Below are 16046 nucleotides of genomic sequence, written 5' to 3'. Positions count from 1 at the left end.
ATTTATAATAGGTTAGATATCTAACGCATCTAATAATTCGATTAATTTTTTGTTAGAGGGCCTTGGTGCATTAGGGGTTACAATGTATCCGTTAGGATCTAAGAGGATAAATTTAGGAATACCTTTTATAAAATAATCTTGAACAAATTGCGATTTAAAATCATTGTCGGCAATTAACTGAATACCACCTAGATTTTCATCATCTACCATTTTTTTCCATTTCGCGTGGTCTCTGGTTTTGTCTACAGATATGCTTACGAATTCAATATTTTTATCGTGATATTTTTTTTCAACTTCCTTTAAAAAAGGGATTTCCGATTTGCAAGGCCCACACCAAGTTGCCCAAACATCAATATATACGTATTTACCTTTTAGGTCGTCTAAGGAAGTCGTTCCGCCTGCATGGTTTTCGTAATTTACAAACTTTGGTGAAAGAGCGCCTTTATCTACTTTTTTTAATTCGTTATAACTTTTTGTTATTTCTTCGTTGTGTGCAACGTTTGTAGAACCATTCATGTAAGCTTTATAATAATCTTCTAAATCTGAGGTAAAGGTAATACCAGATTTAGCATGCTTAAACAACAAATCATTTTTAATACTCTGACTACTAAGCTTGTTAACCGTATTTAAATAAGCAACATCATTAGGTACATTGTCTAATTTTGATTCTTGTTGCGCCTCTCTTCTACAAAAATTTGTAACCAAAGTATAGTATCCATAAGAAAAATCATAATCAGTCTCATTATTGTAATCTAAATCATAAAGTTCTTTTAGGAAGCCATCAGACACCTTAAAATCTGGATTTTTTGTATAATAAGCATGATTAGCCTCATAACTATCTAACTCACTTAAATACCCATATTTAATATTTCTTTTTTCTTTTTCTTTATAAGTTTCAGGTAGATTTGGCGTATTTTTTAATAATTCCAATAATGCCGACTCTATTTCCTTTTGAGCTTTAAGAAATTCAGACTCACCTAATTCATAAATGTTTCCCGATTTTTTTGAAAGTTCGCTGTCTTTATTCCTTTTAGCAATTAAATAATTATTAATTTCTGAACCAACACCTTTAAAATGGATGGTGTTTTTTAAATCTTCGGCATCATAACTCAAATGTAAATCTTGGCCAGCTTCAACATACATGTATGATAAATTCCTTTGGTCGAAAATCATTAAATTGTCTGCCTTTATATTTAGCGTATCTAAAAAACTACCATCTTCATTTAGCTTAATTTGTTTTTTAAAGGAAGACATCAGGCTATTAACACTAATATGATCGGATATTTTATTACTAATCGTGCCTTTAAATACCACATAGTCTTTTTGAGGCTCTGTTTTACAAGCCACTAGTGCCACAGACAAAGCCAATACATAAATTATTTTTTTCATTTTGTTTAATTTAATTGATTATAACGTGGGCATTTTGATGACCCAACTTAATTAACACCTAAATTATAAGGCCTGATAAAAAACGAAATTCGCTTTTTTAAGATTTTGAAAAAATATCATCTATCATTTGATATAGGTCTACCTTTTCAGGATTTTGTGAACTATAAATGATTTTTCCTTCGGGATCCATTAAAATTTTAGTTGGAAATGAATTAACGTTAAATGGAATTAAAAGGTTATTGTCTTTAGTGGTTTGAACATGTGTCCAATTATAATCATAATCAGCAATAACTTTTTTCCACCTTTGAGCGGTATCGCCAGAATTAATTCCAACCACTACAAAATTGTTGTCGGCATACTTATTGGCATATTCTTTTATTTTAGGAATTTCTGCCATGCATGGTCCACACCATAACCCCCAATAATCCAACAACACATAATTACCTTTTAAATCTGATAAATTAAATTCAGAACCATCTAAAGTATGCGTTGTTTTAATTTCTGGAGCCTGCATACCTATACCTGTTTTTTCAACAGCTTCTAAACGTTGTTTAGATTCGTTATAGAAGGTGGTACCAGCTAGAGTGGTACTGTCTAAGTCCTTAAACATTTTTTTAGCATCTTCAAAAGAGAAATAATGACGGTAATAACAATCGTTAAAAACATAACTAGCCGCAATAGATTTGGGATGCGATTTAATAAAATCGATTTTCAAATCTATTATTTTCTCACTAAGTTCTAGCTTAGTCGCATTCATCTCTTTTCTTTTTTCATCACTTAACTCGTCTGTTCTAGTAGAAAAGGTTATCGAATTTATTTGATTTTGTAAAGGAAATACTTGCTTGTTTATTAAAGCCAAATCGTCATTAATACCTTCTTTATCTGAAGGATAGGCATCTACCATATAACCATCAATTTTTCCAGTATAAGTTATTTCAGCACCAGGATATCCAATAAACCACATTCTGGATAAATTGGCTTTTACAGAAACCGTATATTCCTTACCGCCTACATTAACTTTATGTCTTCTTTGGGCTTCAGGGATTGTTATATAGTAAAGTGTATAAGCGTCTATAGAGTCTGTAAACGTAAATTTTTGGTCTTTAACCCAAAGTGTATCTATACGGTAACCATTAGGCTGGTTCGCATCTTTTTCGGAATACACCAGAAAATCTGCTTCTAAATTTTCTATATGTGCATTAAGCGTAAACGTTTTTGGTGTGTCTTCTATTTTTTCAGATGGCTTTTTGCAATTAAGCATGAGAAAAGCTAAAAGTACCAGTATGCTTCCTTTATAAGTCATTTTGAGAATAATTTTGAGTTAAATAAATACCAAAAAGGGGAAATTAATCCCCCTTTTGATAAGTTGCTATTAATTTTAGTTACTCACTATAGTTAGATTTTCAGGCCAGCTAAGTCCGTCATTTCTAATAATCTCAAAGGTGCCATATTCTGGGTAAAATTGCGTATAGTAGTAGGTCCATTTTACAGTTAATACTGTAGGTGTTAAACTTACTAACTCCCATTTACTGTTGTATCTAGCGTGTGTACTTGTTAGTGATAGCTCATTAGCGTCTGCATTATAAGTTATATAACCAGGGTCTGGTTCTTTATAAGCACCTCCACATGATAAGTCGTCTAAATTATATTGTCCTTCGGTTCCAGATTCAGAAAAAACAACAATTCCTTTAGGGTTTGCACCAACCTTCGCCCATGAATAAACTACCGTGTCTGGCCCTATATCGATCCAATTGTATTGGAATTCGCCTACCCAAGTGTCAACATAAACTGTTTTAGCTCCAAAACCATAACTGCAATTAAAATCATCGTAACAATCTTTTCTGGTGTCTAACGTAGAGCCATCTTTTCCAGTGATTACCCATTTAATTTCAAATACATCATCCGTTAAAATATCCCCATTATGTTCTGGAGAAAACTCGTTAGCATATAAAGTTGCTAATTCATCTTTTGAAACAGTTATTTGAAACTCATCTGATGGTGCGTTAATTGTTTTTAATAATTTTCCTTGGTCACCTCCTAAGTATTTGTAGGTTTCGCCATCTATTTCTTCAGCAAAAACATACAAATCTATTTTGCTAATATCTGAAGCCTCATATTCTCCTAAACTAAGATTTACATTGTATTCTAAATCTGTGATGGCCCAAAAGGCGTTACCTGTTTGCAAATCATAATTATATTGAAACGCAGTTGGTGCATCATCAGTAATTGGTGCAAACTGTAAACTAGCTACTTCAGCTAAAGATGCATTATAAGATTTTGGCTGTGCTATATCGTCCTTATCTTCGTCGCAAGACTGGAAAAAAGGTATAGAAACAATTGCTATAAGCAGTATTATAAATTTTTTCATATTATTTGTTTTAGTTATTACCCTTTTATTAGTTTAAATTTGGATTAAGTGATTTTACCCCTAAAGGTACATTTACCACATATCCATCGGCTCCTGGAGCAAGTGTTAAAGGGTCTCCCGTATCTGGAGCTACTCTAGTGTATGTTGGTACTGTTTCTCCGTAAACGTGGTAACGTTTTTGATCGAAAACATTTAATCCTGAACCAAATAATTCTTTTCTACGCTCATTTTTAACGAGTTGTAACGCTGCGGCATTATCGGTAAAGGCTATCGGTGTGAAATTGCTAATTCTTTTTTCTAACAGCGTGTTTAAAGCCGCAATAGCCCCTGCTCCGTCTCCTGTACGCACTTTAGCTTCTGCGTTAGTTAGAATTAATCTTGAAACCCCCAGACCATTTGGACGTTCCCCTCTTGAATAAACAAATAGATAATCTGGAGAAACATTAAACGCGCCATTTCTAGCTTCTTGAGTCGCATGTAAATACCATCTTCTATCGTTGTTTTGGTCGAAAAGCGCAACTACCTCAGGGCTGTATAAGGTATAATACGGAACATAACCACCATAATCGATGTATCTGGCCCAAAACACTTCCTTATTTAATGTTATTCTTTGAATATCTTCATTAGTATATCCAGCCCATAGATCATCTGGATTTGCGAAATCGATGGTATTATAATCATACAGGAAATTATGCATTGCCAAAGCCTTGTTTGAGTTGGTTAATGCTTTATCAAAATCTCCCATATACAAGTAAACCTCTGCTAATAATGCATAAATACTAGCTTTTCCTGGTCTGTAATTCCCATCGGTTCTAAGGTCAGGATAGGAATCTGAAAATAAGCTTAGAGCTGTTTCTGAATCTGAAATTATTTGAGCATAAACTTCGCCCACGGTGCTATACCCAATAGATAATTCTAAGTTAGGCTCTAAAGGCATAGCTATGCCTTGTGCATCTGGGTTTGCAGGATCATAATGATGTGCATATTGATTAACCGCACAGAAGTATTCAAAAGCTCTTTGAGCATAAGCTTCGGCTTTAATATTAGTTCTTTCTGCAGGATTTATTTTTCCAGGTTCGGCATCATCGACTAAGCTAAGAATGAAATTGTAAACGTAAATGTAATTGTAAACGTCGATATATTCTGGATCGTTTTGATCTACAGTATACATATTACTATTCCATTTATAGGCTTCCTTATACTCATTATTATATAGTAATTCGAATGTTGTTGCATTCATAACGATATCAGGATCTGTCATTTTAAGAACCTGATTACGATCTCTTAAAGGTGTATAACTGTTTAAAAGGCTTTCAAAATCTTCCAAAGTACTTGGAATTACCCTACCTGTTGGAAGCACATCCAAAAAAGTATCTGGGTTTTCACATGAAATTGTAAAAAATGTTACAACGACAATAAATATATATTTAATTTTCATAGTTCAAATTTTTTAAAATGTTGTTCTTAAACCAAAACTAACACGAGGTAAGTTTGTATAGGCTTCACGACTTAAAGCGGTTGGGTCTGCTCCTACATCATTAGCTGTCCACAAAAAAGGGTTGGCTACTTGAAGATTAATTCTTAAATTCTTAAAAATCATTCTGTCCGTATATTTTTGAGGAAATGTATAGCCCAAAATGATATCTTGAACTCTTATATAATCACCTTTATGGTAATTAATATGCGATTGTCCCCAAACTCTATGCATACTAGCTGTCGCGCCTTCAGTAGCTAGAAGCGCTGGAACATTTGTTGTAGCCTCATCACCTGAAGTTTTCCAACGTGATGCCCAAATTTCATTAACTCTAAGATTATCATAGAAAACATCAGTATTATTAGTTGTACCTAAAGCACTTGTTACTCCAAAGTCACGTATGTTTATAAACCAAAAATCAGCTTGATAATTCATATTTACAGTAAGATCGAGTCCTTTATACTTAAAGGTTGTACTTAAGCCACCATAACTTTCTGGCGTTCGTGGTCCAATTTCTAACATATCATCGGCTGTAATTTTATCGTCACCAGTTTCATCCCATTTTACCGTACTTCCGTCTTGTTTTGCTAGTAAAACTTCACCATTTTGGTCTAGACCTGCAAAATTATAAGCGTAGATATTACTTAAAGGTTTTCCTTCAATGATCTCATTTCCGTATGCTAATGCATCAGGATCTAACAGGCTTTTAGTGTAGTACTTGGTTACCTTGTTTTTATTAAAATTAACATTAGCACGTACATCCCATTGGAAATTTTTAGTAGAAATAATATTAGCTGCTAGTCCTATTTCAAAACCTTTGTTTTCTGCGTTTGCATAATTTATAATAGCCCTATTAAACCCATTAGTAGGATCTAGAAGTGTTGATCCTAATAAATCTGTACTTACTCTGGTATAGTAATCTATATTACCAGAAAGTTTGTTTCCAAACAATCCGAAATCTAAACCAATATTGGTAGTTGCTACTTCCTCCCATCTTAATTGCGGGTTAGCAGGGTTTGTTAATTCGGAAAAGTGAATTGGGAACCCCCAGTTAATACTAACAGATCTGGCTTGAGCATAAGGTGATGTAAGGGTACTACTGTTTCCACCTAAACCATAACTGGCTCTAAGTTTAAGTCGGTTCATCCAATCTAAATCCTCCATAAAAGACTCTTTATGGATTTCCCATGCTGCTGATACAGACCAAAGTGGTTTATATCTATATTTTGGATCGCTACCAAAAATATTGGCTTGATCTATTCTTGCACTTCCGTTTAAAATATACTTATCTTTAAAAGTATATGATGCATTAGACATGTAACTAACTTGACGGTTATCAGAATTAGTAACTTCAAAATAATCTGATCCTCTTACAAACAAATAATTATTGTTAAAATCGTAAATACCACCTACAAGTGTTTCAATAATTGGTGTGTATTGTAAGGTTTGTTTATCATATCCAAACTGTGTGTTAAATAAATTCTCTGTTTTGTATTTACTGTATTCTCCTGCTACAAAAACATTTAGTTTATGGTCTCCCCAGTGTTTATCCCAAGTTAGAGCATTTCTAAAAAGCCATCCATTAACTGTATTTCTTTCATTGCTATACTCAGACCCTACTGGAATCTGGTAGTCACCGTTTACATAATAATCATTTACCCAATTACGGAAAGAAGGCAAATCCATAGATCTGTATGTATCATTTTTAACGACATTACTTTCGTAAGCAAATGAACTACTAAATGTTAAATCTTTAATAAACTCATAATCCAACCTAAAATGCGCTCTAAGATCTAATCTTTTTGTAACGTTATCATTATTTCTTTGCTCTTCTAGTATGTTATAGGTGTAATCTGAGCCCAATAAAGCTTCACGGTCTTTAGACACCCAAGGATTCCAGCTAGCATAGGTTTGAACATACTGTCCATTTTCATCTACAATATCATCATATGGTTGTAAGTAACTTGCCATAGTAATATCCATACCATTAGAATCTTGATTTCTTAAAACGGCATTAATTCCTGTAGTGAATTTAATTTTATCATTAAACTCAAAAGTATTATTTAAGTTCATAGTAAGCCTGTCGTCCTTATCGCCTACTGTTCGCGCTAAATACTTGCTGTACGAAACAGAACCAAATAATCTGTTACGATCTCCGCCTCCAGAAATAGATAAATTATAATTTGAGCGGATGGCATTTCTTAAAAGATAGTCCTCATAATCTTCTGTTACATCTTTTGATTTAAGCTTATTAATATAATTATCAAAAGTGTTTTGTGACCATTTATTACCACCTGGAGCTAAGCCTTCTTTATATAAATATGCTAAATGAAGATTATTAATACTTTCACTATTAGCTAATAAATTTGAAGGGTTTACCCAACCTCTATCAATAAACTCCATGTCTAAATCGATTTCCTGAGCGGTACTCATCCAGTTAAAATCGTCTAGATCTACTTTATTTTCTATTTCTACGTTGGTAGAAAAATCAATTCTTAAAGGGCTGTTTTTCTGTCCTCTTTTAGTAACGACTACTACAACTCCATTTGCTGCTTTCGAGCCCCAAATTGATGCTGCAGAAGCATCTTTAAGCACGGTTACAGATTCAATATCCTCTGGGTTAATAGATTCGTAATTGAACTGATCGGACATTGGAAACCCGTCTACTACGAAAAGCGGATTGCTATCTGTAATAATGGTTCCTCGACCTCTAACTTCTAAATTTCCAGAAGTTGGATTAACACTTAATCCAGACACTTGGCCATTTATACGATCTATAAAGTTTGCTGCTGGTCTTTGTTGAAGCTGCTCCTCATCAACCGTTGTAAATGCTCCAGCTGTTCGCTCTTTAGCTATGGTTTGGTACCCTGTTACAACAACTTCACCTAAAGTGTTTATATTTTCCTTTAATACTACGTTTACGTTAGAAAAATAAGTTAATGACTTTACTTCTATGGTTTCGGTTACATAACCAACAAAAGAAAACTCTAAAACAGCACTTTCGAAAACCTTAATAGCATATGCTCCATCAATATCGGTTGCAACTCCATTACTTGTACCCTTTATCAAAACTGTTGCTCCTGGCATAGGCATTCCTGATTGATCGGTTACAACACCAGAAACAAGTATTCTTTGTTGAATCCTATTTTTCTTGGGTCCTGTCTTTTTGATAACAATAACATTATTATCGGCAACTTCAAACTCTAAATTACTATCATGAAGCGCCTTATCTAAAAGACTAGTAACCAAAACCTCTCCCTTTTCTAGTTTGATATTCGGAGCGTTTTGAAAAAATCGCTTTGGAAAAATAAAATGATAATTGGTTTGTTGCTGAATAATGTTAAACACTTCATCAATTGAGACCGACTCGTCTTGATTGATGATTACTTTTTCTTGAGACAACGAGGTTTTTGGTGCTAAACTAAAAACCGTGGTACACAATAGTAAGATAATCATTCTCATAATCATTAGGGGTAACCGTTTTCGCGAGAAGGGACGGAATTTAATTAATTTAATTTTCATAAATTTGTGTTGTGTTAGTTAGACAATCATTTTAATTAATACGTACTTAAGGGAGCAAGTTGATACACGACCAAATGTTTTACTTAACTCCCTTTATTTATTCTATTATTATTGTTTTTCCATCGAATTTATAATCCTTTATAACATTTAAGTTTTTCATATTTAAAAGGATATCTTCTATTTTTTCGTTTTTACCCAATACTCCAACAAACTCTTCCTCTTCAATACTCTTATTCTTAAAAACGACATCAAAATCATACCACCTGGATAAAACTACCATAATCTCTTTAAGCGATTTATTATTAAAATTGAAGATGCCTTTTACCCACGAAGTTTCCTGAGAAACATCGACCTCTTGAAAAGAAATTGTATTGGTAGTTCGATTTAAACTGGATTGTTTATTTGGTAATAAGAGGTATTTTTCACCTTGGTAATTAACATTAACTTTTCCATGTACTAAAGTGGTTACAACATTGTTTTCATTATTGTAGGCTTTAATGTTAAACTCGGTACCAACAACCTCAATTTCATGATTATTATTACTAACCGTAAATTTAGAACCTTGGTGTTCTGTGCTAGGAGACACATTAAAATAGGCTTCTCCATATAACAATTCTACATGACGAATTTTACCATCAATAAATGTAACGGGGTATTTCAGTTTCGAATCGGAATTTAACCATACTTGGGTACCATCGGCTAGTTTTACAAAAAAATGCCCACCCCTTGGAATGGTTAAATAATTATAAGCGATATCTTTATTATCTTGATTTGTTTGCGAATAAATAAGCGTTTCGCCATTACTCTCAATATTATCTGCACTGTACTGCCCTCCTTTTTCTAAAGTGATAGTCGAGCCATCTTCTCTAGTTAAAATAGCTTTATCACTACCAACTTTAATACTCGTATTGACTACAGTATTAATGGTTTCAGTATTTTGATTGTTCTGCTTAAAAAGAAAATAAAAAGCAACCAAAATTGCTACGGATGCAGCAACACTATACCTTAATACACTTTTATTAAACAAAGAAAATAATTTTGGCTTTTTAGATTCATCAACTTTAATTGCATCCAAAATATTAATTAACATACGTTCTTTAATATCAGCTTCTGGTCCTAATGCCTCAACCCATTCATTTTCCTTTTGAAAACTTTCATAATAATTAACGAGTAACTTTAACTCATGGGCAGTTGTTTTTCCATCTAAATATCTTTCAATTAATTTTTGAAAAAACTTATTATTTATTTCTTTATTGTTCATTTAAATACAATTATAATCTGGAGGGTATACCTATATAGTGTCCTTTTAAAAGGGTATCCCCTAAAAAAATTAGCAAAAATTTAATATTTTATTTTTGCTAAGCTGAAATTATGGTTTCTGAAAGCTTAAATAAAGCTTGCAGATCTATCGAGAAAATTAAAATACAATGGTGATTAATGTAGATAAAACAATAAATCGATACTAAGCAAATACCCCAAACCAGATCTTAAAACTTTAAGAGCGTAGGTAATATGGTTTTCTACGGTTTTTGTTGATATATCAAGTTTTTCAGCTATTTCCTTATGGCTTAGCTGTTCATTCCTGCTTAACTTATAGACCTCTCGGCATTTTTTTGGTAAGGTTTCAACAATAGAATTTACTTGATTAACCAACTCTTCATGCATTAGTTTTGTTTCGGGAGTCGCATATTGAAAGCGCTGATTTAAGTCTTCAAGTAATTCTACATTCGTTACTTTTTTCTTTCTAAATACACTGAAAACTTTATACCTAACACAGGCATATAAATAAGAGTTTATTGATATTTTAATTTGTAGTTTTTCTCTATGATTCCAAAAATCTATAAAAACATCTTGAATAATCTCTTCGCAAATTTCTTTATCCTTTAATAAATTATAAGCAGAAATATACAGTGATTTCCAGTAACTATTATACAGCTCTGTTAAGGCTCCTTTGTCTCCTTTTTTTAGACGTTTTAAGATTTTAGAGTCTGTTTTGTTCATAATAGTTTTTATGGAATACTCAAAAGTAAACAATTAACCCATTTTTTTTGTTTTCGTTTCGATTTTGTTTGGTAAACGACATTAAAACAAAAGCAATTAAGACTGCTAATGATTAAGCTTAATATTGTATAGAAATTCTAGTATTTGCTAAGAACAACAAATTAAACTACATGAATATATGAAAAGCAATTTATTTAACTAAATCCTAATCAGATAAATAAGGCAATACTTTAACCAATAGATTATTTGGGATCGTATCATTCAACTATTTTAATTGTGGGTTATTCAAATTGCTTATATCTAGCGATTGGCTAAAACCAAAAAAACCTTGTAATTCTGATGATTTACAAGGTTATTATTCAATTTACAATTGAAATTTGTCGGGATGACAGGATTTAGATAATCCTAATGAACCCTTATTGCAAATATTTTCTCCCATTTTACTTTACAATGTGAAAACACATTTTACGTAAAACAGAAGAAAACATTTAGTCGGGATGACAGGACTCTAAAACAAAACACAACACACTGAACAACAATTGATTAGTAATATGTTTTTGAAATAAGACACGCTATAGGACATTGTCAAATCAGATTTTGACATTCACTCTTCAAATTTAATCAAAATAGTCTAATTAATACTATTTCAAGTTAATAGTATATAGGAGTTTACTTTTTATAGAAGCAAAAATTAATTCATATTGCAACTGGATTTCCTCAATTTCTGCTTCTATGAGCTTTCAAAACTCTTTCTCCTTTGCCTGCTTAGAAAGTTTTCTACTGTTTTGTTCCAAAAAATAACTAAAAATGATACCATATCATCTGGCATTTCATTTGTGTTGTCGATATAAAACTTAAACTCTTCGAACTTAATTGAATATTCAACTTCTTAAAAAATCATTTTCAAATATACTTCCTATAGAGCAGTCATTGTTGTAACCTTTCCCAAAAGAATAGTAAAAAATCACCACCTTTCAATTAGTATCACACAATCTTAATTTTAGAAAGAATTAATCATAATAGATTTGAATTTAATACTTTTGGTTATGGATTAAATTTTAATATTTTTTTCTTTGGAAGAATAATAAAATTCATGTAATAAATTTAGATTATAATTCCTTATTATCTCAATACTCAAATGACACTAATTTAGCTTATGCATTTTTTTAAAACCTTTCAACTTTTACTTTTCTTCTGTATATCTTTAAATACTTTCTGTTATTTAAGCCATGCTCAATACAGGGTTAATCAACTATCGGTTAATGAAGGGTTGAGTCATAGCGATGTTAGTGGGATTGTTCAAGATAAATCTGGTTTTATTTGGATGGGTACAAACAACGGGCTTAACAGGTTTAATGGCTATGATTTTAAAATATTCAAAAACGACCTTTATAATGATAATAGCCTAACAAACAACAGAATAAAATCTCTTTTATGCGATTCAAAAAATAGGATATGGATTGCCACAGAAACCAGTGTACTATCCTATTTTGATCCAATAACAAATACCTTTCAAAAAATCTCTTTTAATGACGAACCCTTTAGCCACATATCACAGATAATCCAAGATGATGAAAACAATATTTGGTTCACAACCAATACCAACGAGCTATACAAACTCCAAGAAGAAAATGGCAAATTTGAAAATTCAGGAATTTTACTGCCTTTTAAGAGTGAAATTATTGAAATAAAACCATTCAAATCTCATATATGGGTTTGCACCGCAGCTGATGGTTTGTGGAAAATCAACCAAATTACAGGAAAAGCAACCCGCATAGACAATCCGGCTTTACGAATGCCGGTTTCAATGACAAAACATGGAGACGACTTACTTGTAGCGACTTATAATGGTATTTTTTCTTTAACTGATGCACTTGAGGTTAAACCAATATATCAATCTAAACTGGGCATGACCACTAATTTTGTAGTGGACTTTAATAACAACATCTGGGTTGGTTTGTTTAATGGTGGTATTCTTTTATTAAAACAAAATGATTTAGGGAACTATGAGTTAAAAAAAACCTACAATACCAAGCATCTTCTGAGTACCAACCGTGTTAATGAAATTCTTATTGATTCTTTTGATATGTTATGGATAGGCACTTCTGGCGGCGGTGCCCATTATATTGATTTAAAAGAAAAACCCTTCAGACTTACTAACAAGGAAAACAGCGCCCTACCCGACAATTACATCACGGCTATTTATGAAAATGAAAGCACCCTTTGGACTGGAACACGAAACGGTTTGCTGGAATATGACAAGAAAACAAACACGTCTTTTTTAAAAACAACAGGACATATCTCATATATCTATCAAGATACATCAAACCAATTATGGGTTGGAAAACGTTTTGAAGGTCTTTTACTTTATCAGGACAATAATTTGATAAAAACCTACAAAAAAGATACTGAGGAAAACTTTCCAAGTAATGAGGTTATGGGGGTTCAAGAAGATGAATTTGGGCGTTTGTGGGTCATTACATTTAATGAAGGTATTGCCATTATCGATATAAAAACAAAAGCAGTTTTATCAAACCTTAACACCAAAAGCTACCTACCCACCAACAACATCAACTACCTGTATTTAGATCCCCAACTAACCAATGTAGCCTGGTTGGCTACAAGAGACATAGGCCTGTTGAAAGTTATTTTTAAGGATCCTTCAAAAATTTCTGTCATAAAATATGGGTTTAACCCTAAAGACAGCACCTCTATCAGCTCTAACTACGTATGGCCCATTCTTAGATCTAAAAAGGGTGACCTATGGGTAGGAACTTTAGGAGGAGGATTAAACAAATTGATTGAAACCGATGAGGGCTCCCAATTTAAAAGGTACACTGAAAAAGACGGCCTACCCGATAATGACATAGAATCTATTTTAGAAGACGATGCCCACAACCTTTGGTTAGGAGGCCGAGGCATTACTAAATTCGACCCTAAAAACCTAACATTTTCAACTTATGATGTTAAAGATGGCCTACAATCAAATTCATTCAAAATAGGGGCAGCCTTCAAAAATAGCAAAGGCATACTTTACTTTGGCGGTATTAATGGTTTAAATTATTTCAACCCCAGTTTAATTGTTCCCAATCCGCATAAACCCAAATTAGTACTAGATGAATTAAAAGTACTTAACAAAACCGTAAATGTTGGAGACGATATAAACGGAAGAGTTTTATTAAACAAAAGTTTGGATTATGCAGAAACAATCGAATTTAAATCCGATGAAAACGAATTTACAATTGAACTGTTAGGACTTCATTACAGCAATCCGGATAAGAATAAATATGCTTACAAACTTAAAGGTTATACTAAGAACTGGATCTATATTAATGCGACACAGCGTAAAATAACATTTGCAAACCTACCATCAGGAACCTACACCTTTATAGCAAAAGTATCCAATAATGATGGTTTATGGAGTAATACCCGTTCTTTAAAAATCAAAATCTTACCACCTTGGTGGGCTACTTGGTGGGCTTACATTTTTTACTTTGGCATTTTTATATTGGTACTTTCATTGTATAAAAATTTTGTGAACCGTCAATCAAAATTAAAGAACGAACTCATTTTTGCAGAAAAAGAAATGAATCTTAATGATGAGAAAATGAAATTCTTTACCAGTATTTCACATGAAATACGAACACCTTTAACATTAATAAATAGTCCGTTAGATGATATTATTGAAGCGGAGACAGACAATAACAGGTACCTTGAAAAACTTAGCCTTATCCGCAAAAATGTGAATAGGCTTTTAAATCTTACCAATCAACTATTGGACTTCAGAAAAATGGAAACAGGCAACATGAAACTTAATGCTGCCGAAGGGAATTTTACTAATTTCTCCAAAGAAATATATCGATTTTTCCAAAGTCTAGCAGAAGAAAAAGAAATAGATTACACGTACCAGAGCATTCCTGAGAATATAAAACTAACCTTTGACAGGCAAAACTTTGAGATAATATTAACCAATCTAATATCGAATGCCTTTAAATACACTAACAAAAAAGGGAAAATTTCAATACTCCTAAAGGCCGTAGGAAACGATCAAGAACCAGCCGTTTTTGAAAAAATAAACAAGGAACCAAAGCTTATCGACAATTATTTGGAAATCCTCATCGAGGACAATGGCATTGGTATGTCTGAAAAAAATATAGAGTTCATCTTTGACAGATATTACCAAGTGAAGGATTTAAATACACTTTCCATCCATGGCACTGGCATTGGTCTATCATTAGTAAAAGAGCTGGTCATACTACACGGTGGCGAAATCAAAGTAAAAAGTACTGAAAATGTCGGATCAAAATTCTTCATCCGTATTCCTTTTGGTCAAAACCATTTAGATAATAGTTTCATCAATAAAGATTTTAAAAATAGTGACCATAAATCCTACTACCATAGTCAACATATAAAAATTGAACCTGTTGAACCAGAAACAATCGAAAATGAATCCGACTCAATAAAAAAGCGCATCCTTTTGGTTGAAGATAACAAAGAAGTGCAGGATTATTTAAATAATCATCTTAAAAACCAATACAACGTTATTGTGGCTTCTAACGGAAAAGAAGGCTATGACAAAGCAAAGACTTCGATCCCAGACATTATAATAAGCGATGTGATGATGCCACAAATGGATGGTCTAGAAATGTTAAAAGCATTAAAGAATGACCCGGACCTATCTTTTATACCTGTCATTCTACTTACCGCAAGAACCGCAACCCTTTACGAACTGGAAGGGGTAGAAATTGGTGCCCACGATTACATTACGAAACCTTTCAACATAAGCATATTAAAAGGTAAAATTGCCAATATATTATTAGCTAGAGAAAATTTTAAACAGTACTACAACCAGAACATTAAAAATGAGCCTACCAAAATAAAACTACCTAATTCTGAACAAAAGTTTTTAGATGATATAAGTAAATTAGTATTGGACAATTTATTAAACGACGATTTTTCCGTAAAAACACTCGTTAAAGAGATGGGCATGAGTCAATCTAGTTGTTACAAGAGGATTAAAGAACTAACAGGGCGATCTGCGGTACAGTTCATTAGAGACATTAGGTTGAAACGTGCTGGCGAACTTTTAATGGAAAACAAACATAACGTTTCTGAAGTCGCCTTCATGGTGGGGATAAACGATTTAAAATATTTTCGTGAAAAATTCAAGGAACATTATGATTGCAACCCAAGCGAATTTAACAATAACATAGACGATTAAAAGTAAACTATGAAAATACCCCTCTAAAAATATCATTGTATCCTCTACCTAGTGTTTGCCATTCATTTATT

General features: G+C 32.6%; 8 protein-coding genes. 1 reads left to right on the top strand and 7 read right to left on the bottom strand.

From position 1 onward, the window contains the following. Positions 1–12: 12 nt before the first annotated feature. The 7 genes from H6X70_RS07465 to H6X70_RS07435 form a co-directional block, all read right to left on the bottom strand. The gene (locus H6X70_RS07465) at positions 13–1389 is read right to left on the bottom strand and encodes a TlpA family protein disulfide reductase (RefSeq protein WP_194767055.1); all 1377 of its coding nucleotides are present in this window, start codon (positions 1387–1389) and stop codon (positions 13–15) included. 97 nt (positions 1390–1486) lie between these two features. Further along, positions 1487–2692 carry a TlpA disulfide reductase family protein gene (locus tag H6X70_RS07460; protein ID WP_194767054.1) on the bottom strand — a complete coding sequence of 402 codons (1206 nt, stop codon included), beginning with the start codon at positions 2690–2692 and terminating at the stop codon, positions 1487–1489. Positions 2693–2767: 75 nt separating this feature from the next. Beyond that, a complete protein-coding gene (locus H6X70_RS07455; protein ID WP_194767053.1) occupies positions 2768–3757 on the bottom strand; it encodes a hypothetical protein in 990 nt (329 codons plus the stop codon). 28 nt (positions 3758–3785) lie between these two features. Further along, on the bottom strand, positions 3786–5195 hold the full coding sequence (locus tag H6X70_RS07450; protein ID WP_194767052.1) for a RagB/SusD family nutrient uptake outer membrane protein: 1410 nt from the start codon (positions 5193–5195) through the stop codon (positions 3786–3788). Between the two features lie 12 nt (positions 5196–5207). After that, positions 5208–8753: a SusC/RagA family TonB-linked outer membrane protein gene (locus H6X70_RS07445; RefSeq protein ID WP_228530301.1), complete on the bottom strand. Its 3546-nt coding sequence runs from the start codon at positions 8751–8753 to the stop codon at positions 5208–5210. 97 nt (positions 8754–8850) lie between these two features. Further along, a complete protein-coding gene (locus H6X70_RS07440) occupies positions 8851–10014 on the bottom strand; it encodes a FecR family protein (RefSeq protein ID WP_194767050.1) in 1164 nt (387 codons plus the stop codon). 173 nt (positions 10015–10187) lie between these two features. Then, positions 10188–10754, bottom strand: coding sequence for an RNA polymerase sigma-70 factor (locus H6X70_RS07435; protein ID WP_194767049.1), 567 nt, complete (start codon positions 10752–10754; stop codon positions 10188–10190). 1156 nt (positions 10755–11910) lie between these two features. Here H6X70_RS07435 and H6X70_RS07430 point away from each other — a divergent pair. Continuing rightward, a complete protein-coding gene (locus H6X70_RS07430; RefSeq protein WP_194767048.1) occupies positions 11911–15975 on the top strand; it encodes a two-component regulator propeller domain-containing protein in 4065 nt (1354 codons plus the stop codon). Positions 15976–16046 lie beyond the last annotated feature (71 nt).

Origin of the sequence: Tamlana sp. I1, from assembly GCF_015355625.1 — a bacterium.
Taxonomy (GTDB): domain Bacteria; phylum Bacteroidota; class Bacteroidia; order Flavobacteriales; family Flavobacteriaceae; genus Pseudotamlana.
The sequence above is the reverse complement of the archived record's forward strand: the minus strand, read 5'-3'. Positions and strand labels throughout refer to the sequence as shown.